This is a genomic window from Flavobacterium soyae (assembly GCF_045348165.1).
GTDB lineage: Bacteria > Bacteroidota > Bacteroidia > Flavobacteriales > Flavobacteriaceae > Flavobacterium > Flavobacterium soyae.
This window is the reverse complement of the sequence record NZ_CP150845.1, coordinates 538,888-564,017: the sequence shown is the minus strand read 5'-3', so window position 1 is coordinate 564,017 and position 25,130 is coordinate 538,888. Positions and strand designations below refer to the sequence as shown.

23 protein-coding genes are annotated in these 25,130 nt (G+C 33.2%); 20 read left to right on the top strand and 3 right to left on the bottom strand.

From position 1 onward, the window contains the following. Positions 1-58 precede the first annotated feature (58 nt). The gene (locus AABD74_RS02655; RefSeq protein WP_406844605.1) at positions 59-376 is read left to right on the top strand and encodes a hypothetical protein; all 318 of its coding nucleotides are present in this window, start codon (positions 59-61) and stop codon (positions 374-376) included. Between the two features lie 116 nt (positions 377-492). Here AABD74_RS02655 and AABD74_RS02650 read toward each other — a convergent pair whose 3' ends face one another. The 3 genes from AABD74_RS02650 to AABD74_RS02640 form a co-directional block, all read right to left on the bottom strand. Then, entirely contained in the window at positions 493-1,098 is a 606-nt protein-coding gene (locus AABD74_RS02650) for an FAD-dependent oxidoreductase (protein ID WP_406844604.1), read from the bottom strand. Positions 1,099-1,101: 3 nt separating this feature from the next. Next, positions 1,102-1,302, bottom strand: a complete 201-nt coding sequence (locus AABD74_RS02645; protein WP_053472508.1) for a hypothetical protein — start codon at positions 1,300-1,302, stop codon at positions 1,102-1,104. A 105-nt stretch (positions 1,303-1,407) separates the two neighbouring features. Next, positions 1,408-1,986 (bottom strand): MarC family protein, encoded by a 579-nt coding sequence (locus tag AABD74_RS02640; protein WP_056208369.1) that lies wholly within the window; start codon positions 1,984-1,986, stop codon positions 1,408-1,410. A 380-nt stretch (positions 1,987-2,366) separates the two neighbouring features. On the opposite strand from AABD74_RS02640, the gene AABD74_RS02635 reads away from it, so the two are divergent. The 19 genes from AABD74_RS02635 to kynU all read left to right on the top strand — a co-directional run bounded on the left by AABD74_RS02635 (position 2,367) and on the right by kynU (position 25,040). Continuing rightward, the gene (locus AABD74_RS02635) at positions 2,367-2,936 is read left to right on the top strand and encodes a DUF3109 family protein (RefSeq protein ID WP_232682546.1); all 570 of its coding nucleotides are present in this window, start codon (positions 2,367-2,369) and stop codon (positions 2,934-2,936) included. A 338-nt stretch (positions 2,937-3,274) separates the two neighbouring features. Further along, on the top strand, positions 3,275-4,252 hold the full coding sequence (locus AABD74_RS02630; RefSeq protein ID WP_053472511.1) for a ribonucleotide-diphosphate reductase subunit beta: 978 nt from the start codon (positions 3,275-3,277) through the stop codon (positions 4,250-4,252). A 266-nt stretch (positions 4,253-4,518) separates the two neighbouring features. Next, positions 4,519-6,912 carry a ribonucleoside-diphosphate reductase subunit alpha gene (locus tag AABD74_RS02625; RefSeq protein ID WP_406844603.1) on the top strand — a complete coding sequence of 798 codons (2,394 nt, stop codon included), beginning with the start codon at positions 4,519-4,521 and terminating at the stop codon, positions 6,910-6,912. 88 nt (positions 6,913-7,000) lie between these two features. After that, positions 7,001-7,225, top strand: a complete 225-nt coding sequence (locus AABD74_RS02620) for a hypothetical protein (RefSeq protein ID WP_406844602.1) — start codon at positions 7,001-7,003, stop codon at positions 7,223-7,225. A 49-nt stretch (positions 7,226-7,274) separates the two neighbouring features. Next, positions 7,275-7,481: an addiction module protein gene (locus tag AABD74_RS02615; RefSeq protein WP_406844601.1), complete on the top strand. Its 207-nt coding sequence runs from the start codon at positions 7,275-7,277 to the stop codon at positions 7,479-7,481. Next, positions 7,482-7,781 carry a type II toxin-antitoxin system RelE/ParE family toxin gene (locus AABD74_RS02610; RefSeq protein WP_406844600.1) on the top strand — a complete coding sequence of 100 codons (300 nt, stop codon included), beginning with the start codon at positions 7,482-7,484 and terminating at the stop codon, positions 7,779-7,781. A gap of 361 nt (positions 7,782-8,142) precedes the next feature. Then, a complete protein-coding gene (locus AABD74_RS02605; RefSeq protein ID WP_232682541.1) occupies positions 8,143-8,982 on the top strand; it encodes a prephenate dehydratase in 840 nt (279 codons plus the stop codon). Between the two features lie 88 nt (positions 8,983-9,070). Beyond that, positions 9,071-10,216, top strand: coding sequence for a pyridoxal phosphate-dependent aminotransferase (locus AABD74_RS02600; RefSeq protein WP_406844599.1), 1,146 nt, complete (start codon positions 9,071-9,073; stop codon positions 10,214-10,216). Between the two features lie 281 nt (positions 10,217-10,497). Continuing rightward, positions 10,498-11,358: a prephenate dehydrogenase gene (locus tag AABD74_RS02595; protein WP_406844598.1), complete on the top strand. Its 861-nt coding sequence runs from the start codon at positions 10,498-10,500 to the stop codon at positions 11,356-11,358. A 12-nt stretch (positions 11,359-11,370) separates the two neighbouring features. Continuing rightward, complete coding sequence (locus AABD74_RS02590) at positions 11,371-12,453, top strand: bifunctional 3-deoxy-7-phosphoheptulonate synthase/chorismate mutase type II (protein WP_232682539.1); 1,083 nt, start codon at positions 11,371-11,373, stop codon at positions 12,451-12,453. 277 nt (positions 12,454-12,730) lie between these two features. Then, the gene (gene rsgA / locus AABD74_RS02585; RefSeq protein WP_406844597.1) at positions 12,731-13,708 is read left to right on the top strand and encodes a ribosome small subunit-dependent GTPase A; all 978 of its coding nucleotides are present in this window, start codon (positions 12,731-12,733) and stop codon (positions 13,706-13,708) included. A 143-nt stretch (positions 13,709-13,851) separates the two neighbouring features. Further along, positions 13,852-14,304 carry a D-aminoacyl-tRNA deacylase gene (dtd, locus tag AABD74_RS02580; protein ID WP_232682537.1) on the top strand — a complete coding sequence of 151 codons (453 nt, stop codon included), beginning with the start codon at positions 13,852-13,854 and terminating at the stop codon, positions 14,302-14,304. Between the two features lie 64 nt (positions 14,305-14,368). After that, a complete protein-coding gene (locus AABD74_RS02575) occupies positions 14,369-16,276 on the top strand; it encodes a DUF3857 domain-containing protein (RefSeq protein WP_406844596.1) in 1,908 nt (635 codons plus the stop codon). 20 nt (positions 16,277-16,296) lie between these two features. Next, a complete protein-coding gene (locus tag AABD74_RS02570; RefSeq protein WP_406844595.1) occupies positions 16,297-18,312 on the top strand; it encodes a transglutaminase domain-containing protein in 2,016 nt (671 codons plus the stop codon). Positions 18,313-18,314: 2 nt separating this feature from the next. Further along, a complete protein-coding gene (locus AABD74_RS02565) occupies positions 18,315-20,303 on the top strand; it encodes a DUF3857 domain-containing protein (protein ID WP_406844594.1) in 1,989 nt (662 codons plus the stop codon). Positions 20,304-20,305: 2 nt separating this feature from the next. Beyond that, positions 20,306-20,632 carry a nucleotide pyrophosphohydrolase gene (locus tag AABD74_RS02560; RefSeq protein ID WP_012022600.1) on the top strand — a complete coding sequence of 109 codons (327 nt, stop codon included), beginning with the start codon at positions 20,306-20,308 and terminating at the stop codon, positions 20,630-20,632. Positions 20,633-20,766: 134 nt separating this feature from the next. Continuing rightward, positions 20,767-21,996 carry a 3-phosphoshikimate 1-carboxyvinyltransferase gene (locus AABD74_RS02555; protein WP_406844593.1) on the top strand — a complete coding sequence of 410 codons (1,230 nt, stop codon included), beginning with the start codon at positions 20,767-20,769 and terminating at the stop codon, positions 21,994-21,996. Positions 21,997-22,371: 375 nt separating this feature from the next. Beyond that, positions 22,372-23,421 carry a tRNA preQ1(34) S-adenosylmethionine ribosyltransferase-isomerase QueA gene (gene queA, locus AABD74_RS02550; RefSeq protein ID WP_229355780.1) on the top strand — a complete coding sequence of 350 codons (1,050 nt, stop codon included), beginning with the start codon at positions 22,372-22,374 and terminating at the stop codon, positions 23,419-23,421. Between the two features lie 341 nt (positions 23,422-23,762). After that, a complete protein-coding gene (gene kynU / locus AABD74_RS02545) occupies positions 23,763-25,040 on the top strand; it encodes a kynureninase (RefSeq protein ID WP_406844592.1) in 1,278 nt (425 codons plus the stop codon). The last annotated feature ends 90 nt before the right edge of the window (positions 25,041-25,130 follow it).

Sequence of the window (25,130 nt, the reverse complement as noted above, 5' to 3'; positions counted from 1 at the left end):
AACCTTACGCAATTCTTAGCTCCCGACGGCTTCGCGATTGCGGTTAAAATCTCAAAATATGAAAAATCTAAAAAGAATAAGTTTCCTTGTCGTTTTAATGATTTTTGTAATCTCTTGTACAACTATGAAAAATAATACTAATAGTGCAGTTTCAGGAAAAGTAGAATCAATAGAATCAGGAAAAGACGGTTATACTGCAAAAATTACTACAGATATAAAAGAGGTATATTTTGCAACAATCAGCATCGTAAACGTTGGCGGACCGCAAAATTATAAACAATTAAAAATAGGAGATGTAGTGTCACTAAAAGGAGAAATCTGGAAAACTGATGACGAAAACCATATTAAAGTAACCCAGATTGTTTCGGTGAAATAAAAAACCAAAAACAAATAAAAAATAAACCATATAAGTTATATAAGTTCATTTAATTCTATACGCAAAGTATAATATGAACTTATATAACTTATATGGTTTAATAATTTTATATAATCTTATCGAATGCTGTCGTGAGCGTGAGTTTGTGTTCCGTTATTCCATAAAGTCAGAATATCTGTGGCAACGGCAGCACCGCTTCCTGCAGCAATGGCCAATTGGCTTCTCCAGCCGGCTAAAGTTCCAATAACATAAATGCCGTCAGCAACTTTATGATCTTCATTTTTAAGCTGAATACGCTGTTTTTCCGGAAGTGCTTTTTTGTGAGGTTCAATATATTGTGTTAAACCTTCGATATCAAATGTATTGGCAGAACCAATTCCAACAACGATACTTTTTGTTTTATATGAGCTTTTGTTTGTAATAACAGTAAATGAAGGAAAAGAACCTTCAACTTTTATTACTTTTTCATTTGCAATTTGTTCAATATGTGGATAGGCTGCGGCTAAATTCGCTGTACTTTCTGCTAGTAATTCAGAACCTAATTTGCCTGGAGTAATCCCATAAGCATTGTAGAAAACTGCCTCTTGCAAAGAAGAGTTTTTCTGATGAGTAAAAATTCCGATTTTTTTGTCGGTAGCAAAAGCTTTGTTTTTGGCAGAACCTAAAACTAAGGCACAAGATATGCCTGATACGCCCCCGCCGATAATTAAAACGTCAAACATATATTATCGACCGTTTGTTTTTTCTTCAATTCTTTTTGAAATTCTAAAAATCAAAAGAATCAACACGGCGCAAAACGAAGCTGCGATTCCAATAAAAGCTACCATACTATCTCCCTGAAACGGGTTTGTAAAGTCTAATAGCGTAATATTAAAAACAATTAAAGCTAATGCTAAAAGCACTAAGATTGAAGTGAAGATTTTCATATTGTTTGTTTGTTTGTATAAAAATATCAAAGTAAAACTCTAATAAAAAATGTCTTAAAGTTGTATTTTATAAATTTAGTGGGGGTAAAAGTATAAAAATAAATCTTAGACAAACAAACCTTTAACATTAGCAGCGAATAATTTAACAGCTATTGCTAAAAGTATTACTCCAAATGTCTTGCGGACCACGCCAAGTCCGTTTTCTCCTAGTAAATTTTCGATCTTTTTTGATGATTTCAAAACGACATAAACTAATATAATATTTAGTAAAATCGCAATGATTATATTAATAGTATGAAACTGAGATCTAAGCGAAAGTAAAGTGGTCATAGTTCCCGCTCCGGCGATTAATGGAAAAGCCAATGGAACAATAGAAGCAGACCCTGGTTCTTCGTCACGATAAATACGGATTCCTAAAATCATTTCTAAAGCCAGAAAAAATAACACAAAAGAACCGGCAACAGCAAACGAATGCACATCGATACCAATAAGGTTCAATAACCCCTCTCCAACAAAAAGAAAAACAATCATAATGGCTCCGGCAACTATCGAAGCTTTTTCAGATTCAATGTGTCCCACTTTTGCTCTTAAGTTCACGATAATGGGAATTGAACCTACAATATCAATCACGGCAAAAAGTACCATGCTTACTGTAATGATTTCTTTAAAGTCTATTTCTAACATATCGCTTTGATTTTAAGGGTTTAAAAACTGCTGCAAAAGTAGTTAATAAAATTAGGTGTTTTTTCGGTATAATTCATTTTTGTTATAAAAACACGTTTCAGTAGCTAAAAAAGTGATATTTATAACAATTGATGATTTAAATTGCTAATTCAAAGGCAGCTCAAATGATTTTTTTTGGATCGTATAAAAAATTTTCACGCAGATTTGGCAGATTTGAGCAGATTTTTAATTTTTTGCTGATGGTTAAGATTTACTTTATTTTTAAATAAATCTTTATTATCTGCTTAAATCTGCCAAATCTGCGTGAAAAAAAAGAATAAAAATATATCTGTTTTCTTTGACTATCTTTGCACTTTATAAATTTAGCGTATTTTATTATCATGTTTCAGTTAGGAAAAACTATTATTTCAGAAGATATTTTGGAAAAAGAATTTGTGTGCAACTTGTCAGCTTGTAAGGGGGCTTGTTGTGTTGATGGAGATGCGGGCGCGCCTTTGAATGAGGCTGAAACTAAAATCTTAGAAGAAATTTATCCAAAAGTAAAACCTTTTTTAAGAAAAGAAGGAATTGCAGCGATCGAAGCGCAGGGAACCTGGGTAAAAGGAACCGACGGCGATCTTGAAACGCCGCTTATCGATAATAAAGATTGTGCTTACGTAATTTTTGATGGAAAAACCGCGCTTTGCGGAATCGAGCAAGCTTATAATGAAGGAATCGTAGATTGGAAAAAACCGGTTTCTTGTCATTTGTATCCAATTCGTGTAAAAGACTTCACAGAATTTGCAGCGGTAAATTATGACAAATGGGATATTTGCGATGATGCTTGTTCTTTAGGAAAAGAATTAGAAGTTCCGGTTTATAAATTTGTGAAAGAAGCTTTGATTCGTCGTTTTGGTGAAGACTGGTATTTAGAACTTGAAAAGGTGGCTCAGGAACTTAAAAATTCTTAAAATCTGAAGTGTATTAAATACTCTTTTGACGGGTCTTGTTTTAGCTCAAAAAAATAAAGTTTTAACTCAAAAAAAAACTTTTTAAAACAATTTAAAATTTCTTGCTTTTTATATTTAAAAGTCTATATTTTACGGGGCTTCAAGGTGTAATTGATGTGTTTAACGTGTTCATTTACAATAAATTAATTATTGTATGAAAAATGTTTCAAATTTTAACCTTTGTTAAAAACTACAGCAAATTGTGAATAAGTTTGACTTTCATTTTTAGCGATAATTGACAATCTTTGTGGTCTACTGAATTAGTAAAGTTTCAGTATAAAAATTTAACAAATTTTGTCATGTCACAAGTAGAGCCAATCTTACAAGAAAATAAAAATCGTTTCGTTATTTTTCCTATCAAACATCATGATATTTGGGAATGGTATAAAAAAATGGAAGCTAGTTTTTGGACTGCTGAAGAAATCGATTTGCACCAGGACTTGACAGATTGGAATAATAAACTTAATGACGACGAAAGATATTTCATTAAACACATTTTAGCATTCTTTGCTGCTTCTGACGGAATCGTAAATGAAAACCTAGCTGAGAACTTTGTAAACGAAGTTCAATATGCTGAAGCGAAGTTTTTCTATGGTTTCCAAATTATGATGGAAAACATTCACAGTGAAACGTATTCTTTATTAATTGACACTTACGTAAAAGATGAAGCAGAAAAAGCTGAGTTGTTTAATGCATTAGAAGTTTTCCCGGCAATTGCTAAGAAAGCAGAATGGGCTTTAAAATGGATCGAATCTGATTCGTTTGCTGAAAGACTTATTGCTTTTGCTGCTGTTGAAGGAATCTTTTTTTCAGGTGCTTTCTGTTCAATTTATTGGTTGAAAAAACGTGGCTTAATGCCAGGTTTAACTTTTTCTAATGAGTTGATTTCTCGTGACGAAGGCGTACATTGTGATTTTGCAGTTCACCTGCACAATCACCATTTGGTAAATAAAGTGCCAAAAGACAGAATCAAAGAAATTATTGTTGATGCACTGGATATCGAAAGACAGTTTGTAACAGAATCTCTTCCGGTAAGTTTAATTGGAATGAATGCAGGTTTAATGACACAGTACCTGGAGTTCGTCGCAGATAGACTTTTGGTTGAATTAGGATGCGAGCGTGTATACGGATCTGCAAATCCATTCGATTTCATGGACATGATTTCGCTTCAGGGAAAAACTAATTTCTTTGAAAAACGTGTTGCCGAGTATCAAAAATCTGGAGTAATGAACACAGACAGCGATGCTCAAAAAATTTCATTTGACGCAGATTTTTAGAACAACAGCATTTTTTTTAATTCGGGATAATTTTATCTAAAGCCTGGGTTAATTTTTACAGAACATTTTAGGTTAAATCTCTATCACCCAAATCGGAGGTTTAATAGCAATTTTAACGGCTTTTCGGTTTGATATTCAAATTGGGAAAGGACAACTATTGAGAATTCTGTAATTCTCGAAAAATAATTTAAAAACACGCAATGTTTAAGTACTGGAATTCGTTTTCTAGTTACTTTCATTTATTCAATAACTAAAAAAGTAAGCTTATGTATGTAGTAAAAAGAGATGGACACAGAGAGCCTGTAATGTTTGATAAGATTACAGAAAGAATAAAAAAATTGTGTTACGGCCTGAATGAGCTTGTAGATCCGGTTAAGGTAGCAATGAGAGTTATCGAAGGATTGTATGATGGGGTATCTACTTCTGAATTGGATAATCTAGCTGCAGAAACTGCGGCATCTATGACGATTGCACATCCAGATTATGCACAATTGGCAGCTCGTGTGGCAATTTCAAATTTACATTCAAATACAAAAAAATCTTTCTCTGAAACGATGAAAGATATGTATCACTACGTAAACCCAAGAAATGGTCAGGAAGCACCATTAATTGCTGATGACGTATTTAAAGTGATTCAGGAAAATGCTGCTTTTTTAGATTCTCACATCATTTATACAAGAGATTTTAATTACGATTACTTTGGGTTTAAAACCTTAGAGCGTTCTTATCTTCTTAAAATAAACGGAAAAATCGTAGAGCGCCCGCAGCACATGTTAATGCGTGTTTCTGTTGGTATTCACTTAGACGATTTAAAATCGGTTATTGAAACTTATGATTTAATGTCTAAAAAGTTCTTCACACACGCAACGCCAACGTTGTTCAATGCAGGAACTCCAAAACCGCAAATGTCTTCTTGTTTCCTTTTGGCAATGCAGGATGATAGTATTGATGGTATTTACGATACATTAAAACAAACAGCAAAAATCTCGCAATCTGCGGGAGGAATTGGGCTTTCTATTCATAACGTTCGTGCAACAGGATCTTACATTCGTGGTACAAACGGAACTTCAAACGGAATTGTTCCGATGTTGAGAGTATTTAACGATACTGCTCGTTACGTAGATCAAGGCGGTGGAAAACGTAAGGGAAGTTTTGCGATTTATATCGAAACCTGGCATGCTGATATCTTTGATTTCTTAGATTTAAAGAAAAATACAGGAAAAGAAGAAATGCGTGCAAGAGATTTATTCTTCGCCATGTGGACTTCAGATTTATTCATGAAACGTGTTCAGGAAGATTCAACGTGGACTTTAATGTGCCCTAATGAATGCCCGGGATTATATGATGTTTACGGAGATGAATTCGAAGCATTATATACAGATTACGAATTTAGAGGAAAAGGAAGAAAAACAATCCGTGCTCGTGAATTATGGGAGAAAATCCTTGAATCACAAATCGAAACCGGAACACCATATATGTTGTACAAAGATGCAGCAAACCGTAAATCGAACCATAAGAATTTAGGAACAATTCGTTCTTCTAACTTGTGTACAGAGATTATGGAGTTTACTTCTAAAGATGAAATTGCGGTTTGTAACCTGGCTTCTATTTCGTTACCAATGTTTATTGAAAACGGAAAATTCGATCACGAAGCGCTTTACAATGTTACAAAACGTGTAACTCGTAACCTGAACAAGGTAATCGACAGAAATTACTATCCAGTAAAAGAAGCAGAAAACTCTAATATGCGTCACCGTCCGGTAGGTTTAGGGGTGCAAGGTTTAGCAGATGCTTTCATTATGCTGCGTATGCCGTTTACTAGTGATGAGGCTAAAAAATTAAATCAGGAGATTTTCGAAACACTATACTTTGCTGCTGTAACCGCTTCTATGGAAATGGCAAAAGAAGAAGGACCATATTCAACTTTTGAAGGTTCTCCAATGTCACAAGGAGAATTCCAACACAATATGTGGGGAATGAAAGATGAAGAATTATCAGGCCGTTGGGACTGGGCTTCATTAAGAAAAGAAGTTATGGAACATGGAGTTCGTAACTCATTATTAGTGGCGCCAATGCCAACAGCATCGACTTCACAAATTCTTGGAAACAACGAAGCTTTCGAGCCATATACATCAAACATTTACACACGTCGTGTATTGTCTGGAGAATTTATCGTAGTAAACAAACATTTACTAGAAGATTTAGTAAAATTAGGTCTGTGGAACGAATCATTGAAACAGGAAATTATGCGTCATAACGGATCTGTTCAAAATATTGATATTATTCCGCAAGATTTAAAAGAGCTTTATAAAACAGTTTGGGAAATGTCGATGAAAGATATTATCGATATGTCTCGTCAAAGAGGTTATTTCATTGACCAGTCTCAATCGTTGAACTTGTTCATGCAGGATGCAAACTATTCTAAACTTACGTCAATGCACTTTTACGCTTGGCAGTCTGGTTTAAAAACAGGAATGTATTACTTAAGAACAAAAGCGGCTGTAGATGCGATTAAATTCACATTAAACAACGATAAAAAAGAAGAAACAGCACCATCATTAGTTGCAGAAACAGAATCTATCAGCGTTGAAGATTACAAAGCGATGCTTTTAAAAGCACAAGCTGCAGATCCTGAAGATTGTGAAATGTGTGGAAGTTAATTTTAGAGTTTATATTTAAGATTTTAGAATTTTAATTATATGAAAGCAGTTATTGTAATGATAGCTGCTTTTTTAATATAGATATTTTATGGCAAAAGTAATAATGGAAAGTTGGAGATATGGATTGCAGGTGGTATCTCTGACTAAATTGCAATATGAAAAGCTTGGTTTGTCTTTGCTTGAATCTAAAACAAATGCTGATATGCTTTTAGAAGATCAAATAATAATTTTAGAAATTGAAGATGAAAATGTGGCTAGAGAGTTTCTTGAAGAAGCAGATAGATTTGGTATAAATTGTAGACTTTTAAGTTAATTAATTTGATTAAATTTGTAACATTGATAATACTAGTAATACTGATAATATGCAAATCAAAAACCTATCTAAGTATAGTAATGCTGAAAAAATTGTTTTAGCAGAGCAGTTGTGGGACAGTATTTCTAAAGAATATTTGGAAATTTCTGATGACATAAAAAAGGAATTAGATATTCGTATACAAAATTTAGAAGAAGGAAAAACAGAATTATATTCTTGGGATGAGGTTAAAGCTCATTTAAAATCTTTGCGATAAGTGTATAAACTTCATTTTGCAAAAGAAGCTTTATTTGATATCGAAGATATTGTTCTTTGGTATGAAGAACAAAGAATTGGACTTTCTTATGATTTTGAACTTTGTCTGGAAGCAGGAATTGATTCTATTTCAAGAAATCCTGATTTGTTTCAAAAGAAGTATAAAAATATAAGAATGCATTTTATTTCAAGATTTCCTTATGGAATTCATTATCGACTAGAAAAAGATCAAATAATTGTAATTGGTATTTTTCATACTTCACGCTCTCCTAAAAATTGGTCTAAAAGATTAGCACTGTAAAAAATCTTAGAACCTTAGCTACTCAGAACCTCAGAGCCTTCAAAAAACCAATTGTAAATATCTCATTTTAAGCCCATATTTTTATATTATCATACAAATCATCCTAATTTTGTTAAGAAATCCTTTTTTGTTTCATAAAATGCAATATTTTTTTTGGTGCAGTAAAAATAATTTATACATTCGCAGAGAATTTACAAAATAACACAAACAAAATGGCAAGTAACCGTTTTTATTTTAGCAACAGTTTTTATTTCTTCTTTAGTAGAAGTCAGGATTGTGCTATGGTTATTTGAGAAATATTTCTAAGACAAATAAAACTAATATACAATCCTGATGCAAATCAGGATTTTTTTTTGAATATATGACAACGAAAATTGCAATACAAGGTATTAAAGGATCTTTTCATCATCAGGTTGTGAAGGAGTATTTCTCTGAAAATGTGGATATTGATGAATGTTTGTCCTTTGAAGAATTAATTGACAGCCTTATTGCCGGAAAATCAGATCAGGCGGTTATGGCGATCGAAAATTCAATTGCCGGGCCAATTATCCCGAATTATGCTTTGATCGATAAGAATAATTTACATATTATTGGAGAGCATTATTTAAATATTCAGCAGAATTTAATGGCTTTAAAAGGCCAGAAAATTGAAGATATAAAAGAAGTTCATTCACACCCGATGGCACTTTTGCAATGCATGGATTTCCTGAAACAATATCCAAATATCAAATTGGTTGAGGATAAAGATACAGCCGAAACAGCAAGAAGAATTCAGGAAAAACAATTAATCGGAATTGCTGCAATTGCAAGTGAAACAGCTTCTGAAATGTATGATTTAGATATTATTGCGCCATCTATTCAAACGATCAAAAATAATATGACACGTTTCGTAATCATCAAAAAGCAAAATTCATTTTTGCCGGAAAGCGAAATTAACAGAGCATCTGTCAAATTTGAATTAGATCACAAAAGAGGAAGCTTAGCAGCGGTTTTGAATGTAATGAGCGACTGCAAACTGAATTTGACAAAAATCCAGTCGCTTCCAAAAATTGAAACGCCTTGGAAATATTCATTCTTCGTAGACGTGACATTTGAAAAATACGAAGATTTTGCAAAAGCCAAAGCGTTATTAAACATAATGGCAGAATATTTTAAAGTGTTGGGAGAATATAAAAATACAAGACCTTTAAGTGAGTCTTAAAGTTGGAAAGTCGAAAGTCTTAAAGTCCAAAATAGAAAGTTTAAAAAGAGCCTAAAGCCTAAAGCTTACGGCCTAAAGCAATAAAAAAATGATTACAACAGCAAAAAGATTAGATACAGTTGAAGAATACTACTTCTCATCAAAATTGAGAGAAGTTCGTCAACTACAGTCTGAAGGAAAATCGATCATCAATATGGGAATCGGAAGCCCTGATTTGAGTCCGTCAAAAGCAGTAATTGAAGCAGTCGCTGCGGCAATTCAAGATGAAAACGGACATGGTTATCAAAGCTATCAGGGATTACCGGAATTGAGAAAAGGGATGGCAGATTTTTATCAGAATCAATTTGGTGTTGAATTAAATCCGAATAACGAGATTTTGCCTTTGATGGGTTCAAAAGAAGGAATTATGCACATTTCGTTAGCTTTTTTAAATGAAGGCGATCACGTTTTAATTCCAAATCCAGGTTATCCAACTTATACTTCGGTAACCAATTTGGTCCAGGCAGTTCCGGTTTATTATGATTTGAAAAAAGAAAATGGATGGGAACCAGATTTTGAAGCTCTGGAAAAATTAGACCTTTCGAAAGTAAAAATTATGTGGCTGGGATATCCGCACATGCCAACGGGAGCGAGAGGAAGTTTAGCGTTATTTGAAAAATTGGTTGCTTTTGCTAAAAAACACAATATATTATTGATCAACGACAATCCGTATAGTTTTGTTTTGAATGATAACCCAATGAGTTTATTGCAGGTTGAAGGAGCGAAGGATGTAGCTTTAGAATTGAATTCACTTAGTAAAACTTTCAACATGGCAGGCTGGAGAGTCGGAATGGTTTTAGGAAATCCTGAAATTATCGACGCAGTCCTAAAAGTAAAAAGCAACATGGACAGCGGAATGTTCTATGGAATTCAGAAAGGTGCAGTAGCAGCGTTGAATTGTGATAAGTCTTGGTTCGAAGATCAAAACAAAATTTACAGACGCCGTAGAGAATTAACAGAAAAATTAGCAGAAAAATTAGGCTGCGAAGTTTATAAAGAAGGAGTTGGACTTTTCGTTTGGGCAAAACTTCCGGAAGGAATTGAATCAGCAGAAAAGTTCATTGACGAAATATTATATGAGAAACATATTTTCATCACGCCGGGAACGATCTTCGGAAGTAACGGTGAAGGATATATTAGATTCTCATTGTGTGTAAAAGAAGAAAAAGTACAAGAAGCGATAGACCGATTTTAAGTATTAAGATTTTAGAATCAAGAATCAAGATTTTACATTTTTCGCCACAGTTTGTCATTTCGACGAAGGAGAAATCTCCACGAGAAACTCGACAAAGATTTGCTTTACGGAGCTACTTGCGAAGATTTCTCCTTCGTCGAAATGACAAAAAAGACGGAAAACGATAAAGATCTTGAAAAAACGAGAAGCCCTAGCCCTGATAGAAGCGGCATCCTTTTATGGTGGGGTTCACCATAAAAGATACAGCGGATAGCAGGAAATAGCTTCTAATAAAAATAAATATGAAAGTATACGTAATAGGAATAGGATTAATTGGCGGTTCGATGGTGCTGGACATCAAAGACCAACACCCGAATGCAATTATTTTTGGAATTGATAACAACGAAAAACACTTGCAGGAAGCAATTGATTTAGGTGTTATCGACGAAGCAGGAAGTTTTGAAGATTTGGCTGAAGCCGATTTTGTAATTGTTTCGGTTCCTGTAGATGTGGCGCTGACGGTTTTGCCTAAAGTTCTGGACTCAGTTGGAGATAAAACAATTGTTTTTGAAGTTGGTTCGACGAAAAAACCAATTTGCGAAGCAGTAGCAAGCCACCCAAAAAGAAGAAATTTTATTGCCACGCATCCGATAGCAGGAACAGAGTTTTCAGGACCTTCGGCGGCAATAAAAGGTTTGTTTAAAGGAAAAACAAACATTATTTGCGAAGTGGAAAAAACCACTTTTAAATTGCAGGAAAAGGCATTAAAACTTTTCAGCGAAATAGGAATGAGGATTCGATATATGGACCCGATTTCTCACGACAAACATATTGCTTATGTTTCGCATTTGTCGCACATTAGTTCGTTTATGCTGGGTAAAACGGTAATGAATAAGGAAAAAGACGAACAGGATATTTTTGACATGGCGGGAAGTGGATTTGAAAGTACTGTTCGTTTAGCCAAAAGTTCACCGGCAATGTGGACGCCGATTTTTAAGCAGAACAAAGAACACGTTCTGGAAACCTTAGAAGAATATATTTCAAATCTCAGTCGGTTTAGGGATTTGCTGAAAGATGAAAATTACAATGCCATTTTTGAAGAAATGGAAAGCACAAATAAAATAAAAGAGATATTAAACGGATTAACAACAACTAAGAAATAAATTAAAAATAAGATGGAAAATAAGAAAGAAATGAGAAAGTGGTTAGAAGATTTCAATTTAAATCACCCACTTGTGATAGCTGGACCATGTAGTGCAGAAACGGAAGATCAGGTTTTGAGAATCGCTCATGAATTAAAAGATTCTAAAGTTAGTGTATTCAGAGCTGGAATCTGGAAACCAAGAACGCGTCCGGGAGGATTTGAAGGTGTTGGAGAAATTGGTTTAAAATGGTTACAAAAAGCTAAGGCTGAAACTGGTTTATTAATGGGTACTGAGGTTGCAACTGCAGCGCACTGTAAACTGGCTTTAGAACATGATATCGACGTATTATGGGTTGGTGCCCGTACAACTGCAAACCCTTTTGCGGTTCAGGAAATTGCTGATACTTTAAAAGGAACTGATAAAATCGTTTTGGTTAAAAACCCTGTAAACCCAGATTTAGCTTTATGGTTAGGTGGTGTTGAGCGTTTACACATGGCTGGAATCGAGAAATTAGGAGTTATTCACAGAGGTTTCTCTACTTACGAAAAAACAAAATACAGAAACATTCCAGAATGGCAGATTGCTATCGAATTGCAAAATAAATTCCCTGATTTACCATTAATCATTGACCCTTCTCATATTACAGGAGATCGTAACATGATTTTTGAAGTAACGCAAGAGGCTTTAGATTTGAACTACGATGGTATGATTATCGAAACGCACTTCGATCCAGACAACGCTTGGTCTGATGCTGCGCAGCAAGTAACTCCAGATGCTTTGAAACAAATCATTAAAGATTTGACTATCAGAAAAACGGATGATACTACAGATGAGTACAGCCAAAAAATGAAAAAATTAAGAGCTAACATCGACGTTCTTGATGCTAACTTATTAGAGTTATTAGGAAAACGTATGAAAGTTGCTGACGAAATTGGTCAGGTGAAAAAAGATGCAAACGTTGCGATCCTTCAAAATAACCGTTGGAATGAAATATTAGGAAAAATGATTCTTGAAGGTGAGAAAAAAGGTCTTACCGAAGAGTTTGTTTTGAGAATGTTCAAAGCAATTCACCAGGAAAGTATTGGTCACCAAGAGAAAATTTTTAACGCATAATTTTTTCTAAACCATATAAGTGATATAAATTAATTTTAGTTTTTTCTAAACTTTGTTCTTGAGTTTTATTATATCACAATATTAAAATTAGATTGTTTTTTAAAATCCCCATCACTTTGAAAGAAGTGTTGGGGATTTTTTGTTTAATGCAGGCTGTATAAGATCACTTTATTTATATTCACTTATATAGCTTATATGGTTAAAATTATTCATTTATCTTTGCAAAGATTTTAAGGTTTGAATCTAAAATCTAAAATCAGCAATCTAAAATTAAAGAATGACAGGAATCGTATATAAATCTACAGGAAGCTGGTACACCGTAAAATCTGAAAAAGGCGATTTTATAGAATGCCGTATGAAAGGGAAATTCAGAATGAAAGGTATTAAAAGTACCAACCCAATTGCTGTAGGCGATATTGTCGATTATGAATTAGAAGAAACTTCAGATGCCGTTACGGGTACAATTCATAAAATTCACGAACGAAAAAATTACATCGTCCGTAAATCGGTTAATTTATCCAAACAGATTCATATTATTGCTTCAAATATCGATCAGGTTTTTTTATTGATTACAATTGATAATCCTCCCACAACCACAAGTTTTATAGATCGTTTTTTGGTTACTGCAGAAGCATACGGAATTGAAGCAGTTTTGATTTTCAACAAAATTGATACGCTCAATGAACAGACTTTAGACGATCAGCTTTATTTGCAGCACATTTATACCGAAATTGGATATAAATGCCTCAGGATTTCATCAACAGAAAATAAAGGAGTTGATAAATTGAAAGAAATGATGGCTGGCAAAGTAAGCATGTTTTCCGGACATTCGGGAGTTGGGAAATCGACTTTGGTAAATGCAATGGAACCAACTCTTCATTTAAAAACCTCGATAATTTCAGAACAAAGTAAACAAGGACAGCATACAACGACTTTTGCCGAAATGTATGATTTATCTTTTGATGCTCGAATTATCGATACACCTGGAATTAAAGGCTTCGGAATTGTTGATATGGAACCATCAGAGATCAGTGGTTATTTTCCGGAATTCTTCAAACTAAAAGATCAATGTAAGTTTAATAATTGTCTGCATAAAGAAGAGCCGCATTGTGCCATAAAAGCAGCTTTAGAAAAAGATGAAATTGCATGGTCGCGTTACAATAGTTATCTTAAGATTCTTGAAGGCGATGAAGAACATTACCGCACCGATATTTATGGTGATGATCGTGCAGCGAGTGATGAAACGAGAAAATAATTAAATTCCAATTTTTTCAAATTCCAAACAAAAAAATCATACAACATATTCAAATATAGAGATGCACTGCTGTGCATCTAACCCTAGAATTTAAAATCTGTTAAATCCTTTTAATCTGTGGCATAAAACCACCTTCTGTAATAATGAAAGTAGTCGTACAAAGAGTTTCCGAGGCATCCGTAACCGTTGATGGTCAAAAAACAGCCGACATTAAAAAAGGATTATTAGTTTTAGTTGGAATTGAAGACGCCGATACTCAGGAAGACATTGACTGGCTTACCGGAAAAATTATAAAAATGAGAATTTTTGGTGACGAAAATGATATTATGAACTGCTCAGTTCAGGATGTCGACGGCGAAATAATTGTTGTTAGCCAATTTACACTTCATGCTTCTACAAAAAAAGGAAACCGACCGTCTTATATAAAAGCTTCAAAACCTGAGTTCGCAATTCCTATGTATGAAAACTTTGTAAAAGCTTTAGAAAAAGAGTTTGGCAAGAAAGTACAAACCGGAATTTTTGGCGCCGATATGAAAGTAAGCATATTAAATGATGGCCCTGTAACGATTGTTATAGATAGTAAAAACAAGGAATAAAAAATAAACCAACAAATGTTAAGGATTTCTAAAAATGATATATATTTGGCGAAATTACTTACTAATGAAATCTACCTTTTGCGGGCTGTTTTTTTTCTTATTTTCTCTTGTTTCTTCTGCTCAGAAGATTAATTATTCTACACTATCTATACCTGATAGTCTTAAACAAAATGCTAATGCTGTTCTTCGCTTAGATCAGATGGATATTGTTATTGTTTCACAAAGAAGTATGAATATCAAAACCCAAAGGGTGGTTTCTGTCTTAAATGAGAAAGGCTTAAATGATATTGATGCCTATCAGCATTATGATAAAACTACTTCAATAAAAAATATAGAAGCTATAGTTTATGACGCATTGGGAAATGAGATAAAAAAGATCAGGCGAAAAGACTTTAGAGACCAAAGTGCAGTTAGCGGCAGTACGCTGTTTTCGGATAATCGCGTACTTTATTTAGATTATACTCCAATCTCATATCCTTTTACAATTGTTTACACCTGTGAAACAGAAACTTCAAATACAGCTTTTATACCGCAATGGTATTTTCTGGGAGGTTATTATCTGAGTGTAGAGAAATGTGTTTTGAATGTTACTTTTCCTAAAGAATTAGGATTTAAAAAGAAAGAGTTCCGATTTGATGGTTTCAATATTAAAAAAACAACTGATACAGACACTAATTTAAGCTATATAGCAGCAAATATTGTGGCTCAAAAGCAAGAAGATTTAAGCCCGTCATATGGGGAGCTTTTTCCTAAAGTTATGATGGGATTAGAAAATTTTCACTTAGAAGGAGTTGACGGAAAAGCCGATACATGGGAAGCATTTGGAAAATGGTACGGAGAGAAAATCTTAAATGGAACTACTGTTTTACCAGATGAAACTAAAGTAAAAATAAAAGCACTTGTTGGAGACGAAAAAGATCCTGTTAAGAAAGCAAAAATTATTTACGATTATGTTCAAAAAAAGTCCAGGTATGTAAATATTGCAGTAGGTATCGGAGGATGGAAGCCTATGCTGGCGAGCGATGTAGATCGCTTAGGATATGGAGATTGTAAAGCATTGTCAAATTATACAAAAGCACTTTTGCAGGTTGTAGATGTTCCGTCTTATAATACGATTTTATACGGAGATAGATATAAGTTAGATATTCAGCCAGATTTTGTTTCAATGCAAGGCAATCATATGATTCTTGCCGTTCCGAATGGGAATAATTATATCTGGTTAGAGTGTACAAGTCAGGATGATCCTTTTGGATATCAAGGAATTTTTACTGATGATCGTGATGTTCTCGTTGTAAAACCTGAAGGAGGAGAAATTGTTCGTACTAAAATTTACGATGATAAAGGAAATACGCAGGAAGAGAAAGGAACTTATACAATTGATGAAACCGGAAATTTTTCAGGTATTTTAAAAATTGCATCACAAGGAAGTCAATATGCTTCCAGGTCAAGAGTTGAAACCATGCAGCCAAATGAAAAAGAAGAGCATTACAAAGATTATTGGGGTAATATCAATAATTTGAAATTGGGTAAAATAACTTTTACAAACAACAAGGAAAATATTCGTTTTACTGAAGATGTTCAGATTAATGCTTCAAATTACGGAACACTTTCGGGTAATAAAATGATGTTTGTGGTTGATGCTTTTAATCAATATACAGGAAATATAAAACGAATTAGAAACCGCAAAAATCCATTTCAAATTCAGCGCGGATATTTAGATACCGATGAAATAGAGATCAATCTTCCGGCAGGTTTTTCAATAGAATTTCTGCCTTCAAACTTTGAATTAAAAGGAAAATTTGGAGAATACAAAACCGAAATTATCAAAAAAGACAATAACAAATTGACATATAAACGTTCATTATTTTTAAACAAAGGAAAATATTCAAACAAAGAGTATGATGAATATCGTCTTTTTATGGAACAAGTGTCAAAAAATGATAATGCAAAAATTATATTAAACAAGAACTAACCAAAATCAAAAATAAAATAATGAAAATCAAAATTTTTAGTCTAACAATTCTATTGCTATTTATCTCAAAAGCTGCTGCACAGGAATTTAAATTAGGCAAAGTTTCTATTGAGGAAATAAAAGAAAAAAAACATTCTATAGATACAGCAGCTGTTGCGGCAATTCTTTATAAAAAGGGAAATTCTAGATTAGACTATAATCAAAATGACGGATTTGTACTAACTACTGAAGTTGAAACCCGTATCAAGATATATAAAAAAGAAGGTTATGATTATGCTAATCAAACAATAAATTATTCTATTTCAGGAAATTCAAAAGAAAGTATTCAGATATCAGATGCTAATACTTTTAATTTGGTAAATGGAAAAATTGAAAAAACGAAGCTTAAAAGTGATGGAATATTTGATCAGCTTGTGCATAAATTTTTAGGACGAAAAAAAATTACAATGCCTAATATAGTTGAAGGTTCCGTGATTGAATTTAAGTATACAGTTAAATCTCCTTATGTTTCATGGATGCGTGATTGGAATTTTCAATATGCTATTCCTGTAAATCACTCAGAATTTACAACTTATATACCCGAGTATTATGTGTATAATGTAATGCAGAAAGGGTATGTTTTTCCAAAAGTTTCTAAAGACAGAAAGAGTTCTTCGATTATTTTTACAAGCAAAGAAAGACCAGATGCACGCGGTAATGGCGGGGCAACTTCTTTTTCTCAAGATAAAATAGATTATTTTGAAGATAAAACTACTTATATAATTGATAATGTACCAGCAATAAAAGAAGAATCTCATGTAAACAATATTGATAATTACAGAGCAGCTTTATCTTATGAATTATCTGTTGTTAAATGGCCAGATACTCCAATTAAGTCCTATTCGTCAGATTGGAATTCTGTTGTAAAAACTATCTATGATTATGATGATTTTGGTCCTGAATTAAATAAAACAGGTTATTTTGAAGAAGATGTTAAAACTGTCTTAGCAGCAACAAATACTCCTGAAGAAAAAATAGCAGTACTTTTGAGTTATGTTAAATCGAGAGTGAAGTGGGATGAATATCAAAGTTATACTTGTGACAAAGGAGTAAAAAAAGCATATCAGGAAAAAATTGGTAATTGTGCCGAAATAAACCTTATGCTTACAGCAATGTTACGCTATGCAGGATTAACAGCAAACCCGGTTTTAGTAAGTACACGTTCTAATGGAATTCCATTATTCCCTAACAGAACTGCATTTAATTATGTTATTGCAGCAGTAGAAACTCCAAATGGAAATATTTTGCTAGATGCAACAGATAAATTTTCAACTCCAAATATTCTGCCATTAAGAGCATTAAACTGGAATGGTCGTTTAATTAGAAAAGACGGAACATCTGAAGAAGTTGATCTAATGCCGAAAAAAGTTTCAGGCGATAATGTATTTATGAATTATACTATTGATCCTGAAGGGAAAGTTACGGGAAAAACCAGAAGACAATATACTGATTATAATGCGATGGTCACTCGAGATAACATTAGTAGTTTGAAAGAAGAAGAATATCTTGAAAAATTAGAAAATCGAAATAATAAAATTGAAATAAGCGAATATTCTAAAACAAATGAAAAAGATATTTTACTGCCTATTATAGAAACTTATTCTTTTACGGGAACAAATTTATGTGAACTTATTGGCGGGAAAATTTATGTAAACCCAATGTTGTTTTTTACCGAAGATAAAAATCCATTTAAACAGGAAGTTAGGGAATATCCGGTAGATTTTAGTTATCCTTTTGCTGATAAATACAATATAACAATTCAAATTCCGGAAGGTTTTGCAGTCGAAACGTTACCAGCTCCTGCGGCGATTACGATGGAAGATAATCTAGGGATTTTTAAATTTAATATTGCAACAAATGGAAATTCTTTGCAGCTTTTAGTGTTACATCAAATAAACGAAGCGATTGTATCGGCTGAAAAATACGAAATGCTAAAAGAGTACTACAAAGCAATGATAGCTAAAGAAACTGAAAAAATAGTTTTAAAAAGAATATAAATATGAAATTTTCAAGTTCAGTAATTATTTTATTTTTCCTTTTTGTTATAAAGGTACAGTCCCAAACTTATCAATTAGGAAAAGTAACAGTTGCCGAACTTCAGGAAAAAGTACATCCCATAGACAGCAGCGCCTCTGCAGCTATATTGTTTAAAAAAGGCAGAACCTATTTTAGTTACAATAAAGACGTTGGATTTTCTGCAAATCACGTCTGCGAAGTAAAAATTAAAATTTACAAAAAAGAAGGCCTAAAATGGGCAGATCAAAAAGTGCGTTTTTATATAGGATATGAAAATTTAAACGAAGATCGTTTGGAGTTTTCAGATGCGGTAACATATAATCTGGAAAATGGTGCTATAGTAAAAACCAAACTGGAGAATCAAGGAGCATTTAAGAAAAAAATCAATAATTACTGGAAAGAAAAAGCCATTACACTGCCCAATGTAAAAGTGGGTTCTATTATCGAATATAAATATATTTTAAAGTCTGAGAATATTGTAAAATTCCCAGACTTTGATATTCAATATGATATTCCGGTTAACTATTTTTATTATAAAACAGAAATACCGGAATTTTACATCTACAAACCAATTTTAATAGGAGGAATCCCATTAGAAAACGATTCTAAATTCTCTACTGGAAGTCAAACATTCGAAAACGAACACAATCAAACCAATTCATTTTCGTACCGACAAATTGAGGCTTATTATTCAGGAAAAAATATCCCGGCTTTGAATGAGGAACCTTATGTAAATAATATTGAAAATTACAAAGGAACAATCAAGCATGAACTTGAAAGGGTAAGAATGCCTGAACAACCTGTAAAAGATTATACGCTGACTTGGGAAGGTGTAGCAAAAACAATTTTTACAGATAATAGTTTTGGAAAACAGCTCAATGAAAGTAATTTTTTAATAGAAGATGTTAAACGATTACTTGGAAAGGCAGAATCTCAAAATGAAAGATTAAACCTGATTTTTACCTACATTCAAAACAGAATGAACTGGAATGAAAACAATGGTTTTTATACAGATAAAGGTGTTGTAAAAGCATATTCAGATCAAACGGGTAATGTTGCCGAGATCAATTTTATTTTGATAAATATGTTGATATTGGCCGGAATAGATGCGAATCCAGTCTTGATAAGTACAGTTGAAAATGGACTTCCAATTTATCCAACCAGAACAGGATTTAATTATGTCATTGCTGCTGCTGAAATTGACGGTAAACAAATTTTGCTTGACGCCACACATAAATATACCTCTCCAAATATTTTACCCCTTAATGTTTTGAACTGGAAAGGCAGATTGATAAAAAAAGACGGCACTTCTATAGAAATAGATTTAGAGCCATCAAGTCCATCAAGAGAAAATTTTAACATGCTGGTTAAAATAGACAGCGAAGGAAAAATGAATGGCCAGGTCAGAATTTTGCGCACAGATTATGACGCTTACCGATTTAGAGTTGAAAACAATGCAGTATCACAAGATAGCTACTTAGAAAAATTTGAAGAAAAATTAGGTAATTTGAATATCTCGAATTATAAAATCGAAAACCAAAAGTCAAATATAAAAGATCCAATACTTGAAACTTTTGCTTTTACATCAAATAGTCAGTCAGATATAATTGAAGGTAAAATATTTATAAAACCATTATTGTTCTTTACCAGAACTAAAAACCCTTTTAATCAGGAAATAAGAAGAATGCCAGTTTGTTTTGGGTATAAAATGCACGAAAAATATAATGTTAATCTGGAAATCCCTGATGGATTTGTTGTCGAATCGATGCCTTCACCTATTAAAATAGCATCAGAAAATAATGATCTGGTTTATACGATGATTTTTTTTAAAGAGGGAAACAAAATTCAGATAAACTGTACAAATGAAATTAACAGTAGTATTTTTGCCACTGAGCAATATAAAGGTTTGAAAGATGTTTTTCAAAAACTTATTGCAAGTCAAAACGAAAAAATTGTCCTTAAAAAAATGTAATCATGGATTTGAAAAATGCACAACTAGACGTTGATACCTGGATAAAAGAACACGGAGTTCGTTACTTTAACGAATTGACCAATATGGCACAGCTTACAGAAGAAGTAGGGGAAGTTGCCAGAATTATTGCACGCCGTTACGGAGAACAATCTGAAAAGGAAAGCGATAAAAATAAAGATTTAGGCGAAGAATTAGCCGATGTTGTATTTGTAGTTTTATGTCTGGCCAATCAAACAGGAATTGATTTACAAGCTGCTTTTGATAAAAAAATGGACTTAAAATCGGTTAGAGATAAAGATCGTCACAAAAACAACGATAAATTGAAATAATTGTGAAATATCACTCATAAGTTTTGAATTATGAGTTTTGAATTTTGAATTATGAATGGGGAGTGGTAAATTGCGGGGCTGAATTATGTTTCTAATCATTCATAATTCATAATTCACAACTTACAATTAAAAAAATGAATTTAAAATTAAGAACGAATTCACAATTTACAATTGATAATTCACAATTAAATATCACAGGTTCTAAAAGCGAAACAAACCGCTTATTATTACTAAAAGCTTTATTTCCAAATATAACCTTAGCCAATACTTCAAACTCAGATGACAGCGAAGTAATGCAGAAAGCATTAATTGGCAATGACAAAATTGTAGACATTCACCACGCCGGAACTGCAATGCGTTTTTTAACCGCTTATTTTGCGGTAAACGAAGGAAGAGAAGTAGTTATGACAGGTTCTGGCAGAATGCAGGAACGCCCAATTAAAATTTTGGTTGATACTTTAAAACAATTAGGTGTTGAGATTTCTTATGAAAAAGAAGAAGGTTATCCGCCAATTCGAATTAAAGGAAAAAAAGTTACAGATTCAAAAGTTACTTTAGCAGCAAATGTAAGCAGTCAATATATTTCGGCACTTTTATTAGTCGCTTCAAAACTAGAAAATGGTTTAGAGCTGACATTAGAAGGAGAAATTACTTCCGTTCCTTATATTAAAATGACTTTGGCTTTACTGAATGATTTAGATATCAAAACAAGTTTTGAAGGAAACATAATTAAAGTTTATCCTAAAGAATCTGTTGAATCAAAAGAAATGGTTGTAGAATCTGACTGGAGTTCGGCTTCGTATTTCTTTAGTCTTGTGGCTTTGGCCGATGCTGCAAAAATAACATTGAGCAGTTATAAAGAAAACAGTCTGCAGGGAGATTCAGAATTAGTTTCTCTTTATGAAAAAATGGGCGTAAAAACGATTTTCCAAAACAATAAAATGACTTTAGAAAAAGTGGCAGGATTTAATTATCAAGATGTAAATTTTGAATTAAACAACACGCCGGATATCGCACAAACAATCGTAGTAACTTGTTTAGGTTTAGGAATTGGATGTCATTTAACAGGTCTTCATACTTTAAAAATTAAAGAAACGGACAGACTTGAAGCATTGCGAATTGAGCTTACAAAGTTAGGTGCGAATATTTCAGTAACCAATGACAGCTTAACTTTAGTAAAATCAGATAATATAAATCACGATGTAAAAATCGGGACGTATAACGATCACCGTATGGCAATGGCATTTGCTCCATTAGCCATTAAAGTACCTATTATTATTGAAGATGCAGGAGTAGTTTCAAAATCATATCCAGATTTCTGGAACGATTTAAAAGCTTTAAATTTCCAAATATCAGAATTGTAGTTTTTGAACCATATAAGTGATATAAGTTCATTTTAAAATAAAAGCTCAATAAAAGATAGCCTCTGGTTTTAACCAGAGGTTTTTTTATGAGTATCTAAAAGCAAACCCGACAGGTTTTTAAACCTGTCGGGTTTAAGAACGTATCTGCGAATCCCAATAAAATGAACTTTTATTCCTTATATGGTTTCAAAAAAGTTAAAATTGACTTAAAGAATACATTTTTAAGTCAATCTGAAACCTCACAAAATCAAGGACTTTTGAAAATAAAAGCCAAAACACTTGACAACGCCTATCTCACAATCGTATATTTGCAACCGATTTAAAATTTTAGGTAAATAAACCTAAAATCTACATTCTAAAATCAACAATCCAAATATGAAATTATCACACTTCAATTTCAATTTACCGAAAGAACTTTTAGCTGAATTTCCGGCAGAAAATAGAGATGAATCTCGTTTAATGGTAATTGACCGTCAAAAAAACACTATCGAACATAAAATGTTTAAAGACGTTATCAACTATTTTGATGACGGTGACGTTTTAATTCTTAACAATACAAAAGTTTTCCCTGCACGTTTGTACGGAAACAAAGAAAAAACAGGAGCGAGAATTGAAGTTTTCTTATTAAGAGAATTAAATTCAGAACAGCGTCTTTGGGACGTTTTAGTAGATCCGGCTAGAAAAATCCGTATCGGAAACAAACTTTATTTTGGTGACGACGATTCATTAGTTGCTGAGGTAATCGACAATACAACATCTCGTGGTAGAACATTACGTTTCTTATACGATGGTTCTTATGAAGAATTCAGAAACAAATTGACAGAACTTGGAGAAACTCCAATTCCTAAATACATCAACAGAGAAGTTACTGCTGAAGATGCTGAAAGATACCAAACTATCTACGCAAAAGAAGAAGGGGCTGTAGCAGCGCCAACTGCTGGTTTGCACTTTTCAAAACACCTTTTGAAAAAATTAGAAATCAAAGGAGTGAATTTTGCTGAGGTAACTTTACACGTTGGTTTAGGTACTTTTAACCCGGTTGAGGTTGAAGATTTATCTAAACACAAAATGGATTCAGAAGAATTGATTATCAATCAACAAGCTTGTGATATCGTAAACGAAGCAAAAGCAAAGAAAAAACGTATTTGTGCAGTAGGTACAACTTCTATGCGTGCAATCGAAAGTTCTGTTTCTTCTGCTAATACTTTGAATCCTTACGAAGGATGGACAAATAAATTTATTTTTCCTCCTCACGATTTTAGTATTGCAAACTGTATGATTACAAATTTCCACACCCCAAAATCAACATTATTAATGATGATTTCTGCTTTCTGTGGACATGATCTAATGAAAAAAGCATACGACGAAGCAATCAAAGAAGGATACAAATTCTATTCTTATGGAGACGCGATGTTAATTCTTTAATTAGAATTTATCTAATAAAAAGACCCGACTAGTTTTATGACTTGTCGGGTTTTTTGTTTTTTGATAGTTTGTTTCAGGTTTCAAGTTTGACGTTCGTTGTGAAATTTAAACGCAATCCTGATTGCTATCAGGAGCAAAGATTTTTTGCTCAAATTGTGTTTGCAAAATGCAAAAGAACGCAAAGCTTTGTGAACTTAGCGTTTGTAAACGTTAACCTTGATAAAAATCCTTGCGAACTTTGCGGTTAAACACACAAAGCATATCAACTTGAAACTTGAAACCCGAAACAAAAAAAACAATAATCGAATTTTTTGTTATTTTTACGGTTCAAAATAAACACAATGACTTTTCAAAATACACGCGAATTTGCACGAGAGCTAGATTCGAAAGACACACTAAATCACTATCAACAAGAATTTATTTTTCCAAAAGTAAATGACAAACGAGTTATCTATTTCACCGGAAATTCATTAGGATTACAGCCAAAACGTACTAAAGCCTATATAGATGAAGTAATGAACGACTGGGCAGAACTTGCTGTTGAAGGTCATTTTTATGCCGAAAAACCTTGGTGGGATTATCAGGAACGATTTGCAGAACCTTTAAGTAAAATTGTGGGAGCGCTTCCGTCAGAAGTTACGGTTATGAATACCTTGACTGTGAATCTTCATTTGCTGATGGTTTCTTTTTATCAGCCAAAAGGAAAACGCTATAAAATTATTTGCGAAGAAAAAGCCTTTCCATCAGACCAATATATGTTTCAGAGTCAGGTTCATTTTCATGGATACAAACCAGAAGATGCAATCGTAGAAATCAAACGCCGCGATGGAGAACACAATATTCGTCTGGAAGATGTTTTAGCAAAAATCGAAGAAGTGGGAGATGAACTGGCTTTGGTTTTAATTGGAGGTGTAAATTATTATACTGGGCAGGTTTTTGATATAAAAACCATTACCGAAGCGGGTCAAAAAGCTGGAGCAAAAGTAGGTTGGGATTTAGCACACGCTGCAGGAAATATAAAATTAGAACTTCACAATTGGAATGTAGATTTTGCCGCTTGGTGCAGTTATAAATATATGAACTCAGGACCAGGAAATGCTTCTGGAGTTTTTGTTCACGAAAGACATCATAATGATCCAGATTTACCGCGTTTTGCGGGCTGGTGGGGACATAACAAAGAACGTCGTTTTAAAATGGAACCAAATTTTGATCCTGTTCACGGAGCAGGAGGATGGCAGGTTAGTAACCTTCCGGTTTTATCTTTAGCGCCATATTTAGCATCTGTAGAAATGTTTGCTGAGGTTGGAATGGACGCTTTAATTGCAAAACGAGATCACATTACATCCTATTTAGAATTTATTCTACACGAAATAGACAAAGAAGTAGAAAGTACTTTTGAAATTATTACACCAAAAAATCCAGAAGAAAGAGCTTCACAATTATCTGTTTTCCTTCACGGTGAGGGAAGAAGCTTGTTCGATTATTTAATGAAAAACGGAGTTATTACAGATTGGCGTGAACCAAACGTAATTCGTCTGGCACCAGTTCCATTATATTGTTCTTATGAAGATATGTACGATTTTGGGCAAATTCTGAAAAAAGGAATTTTAGGAAAATAAAAAGGAATTAATCTTACAAAGACGCAAAGACACAAAGTTTTATTTGCCACTCCCGATAGCTATCGGGATAAAAGGATTAAAAAGACTTTT

Coding starts and splice junctions, on each gene's coding strand:
- AABD74_RS02655 (WP_406844605.1), top strand. CDS start 59: ATGAAAAATCTAAAAAGAATAAGTTTCCTTGTCGTTTTAATGATTTTT.
- AABD74_RS02650 (WP_406844604.1), bottom strand. CDS start 1,098: ATGTTTGACGTTTTAATTATCGGCGGGGGCGTATCAGGCATATCTTGT.
- AABD74_RS02645 (WP_053472508.1), bottom strand. CDS start 1,302: ATGAAAATCTTCACTTCAATCTTAGTGCTTTTAGCATTAGCTTTAATT.
- AABD74_RS02640 (WP_056208369.1), bottom strand. CDS start 1,986: ATGTTAGAAATAGACTTTAAAGAAATCATTACAGTAAGCATGGTACTT.
- AABD74_RS02635 (WP_232682546.1), top strand. CDS start 2,367: ATGTTTCAGTTAGGAAAAACTATTATTTCAGAAGATATTTTGGAAAAA.
- AABD74_RS02630 (WP_053472511.1), top strand. CDS start 3,275: ATGTCACAAGTAGAGCCAATCTTACAAGAAAATAAAAATCGTTTCGTT.
- AABD74_RS02625 (WP_406844603.1), top strand. CDS start 4,519: ATGTATGTAGTAAAAAGAGATGGACACAGAGAGCCTGTAATGTTTGAT.
- AABD74_RS02620 (WP_406844602.1), top strand. CDS start 7,001: ATGGCAAAAGTAATAATGGAAAGTTGGAGATATGGATTGCAGGTGGTA.
- AABD74_RS02615 (WP_406844601.1), top strand. CDS start 7,275: ATGCAAATCAAAAACCTATCTAAGTATAGTAATGCTGAAAAAATTGTT.
- AABD74_RS02605 (WP_232682541.1), top strand. CDS start 8,143: ATGACAACGAAAATTGCAATACAAGGTATTAAAGGATCTTTTCATCAT.
- AABD74_RS02600 (WP_406844599.1), top strand. CDS start 9,071: ATGATTACAACAGCAAAAAGATTAGATACAGTTGAAGAATACTACTTC.
- AABD74_RS02595 (WP_406844598.1), top strand. CDS start 10,498: ATGAAAGTATACGTAATAGGAATAGGATTAATTGGCGGTTCGATGGTG.
- AABD74_RS02590 (WP_232682539.1), top strand. CDS start 11,371: ATGGAAAATAAGAAAGAAATGAGAAAGTGGTTAGAAGATTTCAATTTA.
- rsgA (WP_406844597.1), top strand. CDS start 12,731: ATGACAGGAATCGTATATAAATCTACAGGAAGCTGGTACACCGTAAAA.
- dtd (WP_232682537.1), top strand. CDS start 13,852: ATGAAAGTAGTCGTACAAAGAGTTTCCGAGGCATCCGTAACCGTTGAT.
- AABD74_RS02575 (WP_406844596.1), top strand. CDS start 14,369: ATGAAATCTACCTTTTGCGGGCTGTTTTTTTTCTTATTTTCTCTTGTT.
- AABD74_RS02570 (WP_406844595.1), top strand. CDS start 16,297: ATGAAAATCAAAATTTTTAGTCTAACAATTCTATTGCTATTTATCTCA.
- AABD74_RS02565 (WP_406844594.1), top strand. CDS start 18,315: ATGAAATTTTCAAGTTCAGTAATTATTTTATTTTTCCTTTTTGTTATA.
- AABD74_RS02560 (WP_012022600.1), top strand. CDS start 20,306: ATGGATTTGAAAAATGCACAACTAGACGTTGATACCTGGATAAAAGAA.
- AABD74_RS02555 (WP_406844593.1), top strand. CDS start 20,767: ATGAATTTAAAATTAAGAACGAATTCACAATTTACAATTGATAATTCA.
- queA (WP_229355780.1), top strand. CDS start 22,372: ATGAAATTATCACACTTCAATTTCAATTTACCGAAAGAACTTTTAGCT.
- kynU (WP_406844592.1), top strand. CDS start 23,763: ATGACTTTTCAAAATACACGCGAATTTGCACGAGAGCTAGATTCGAAA.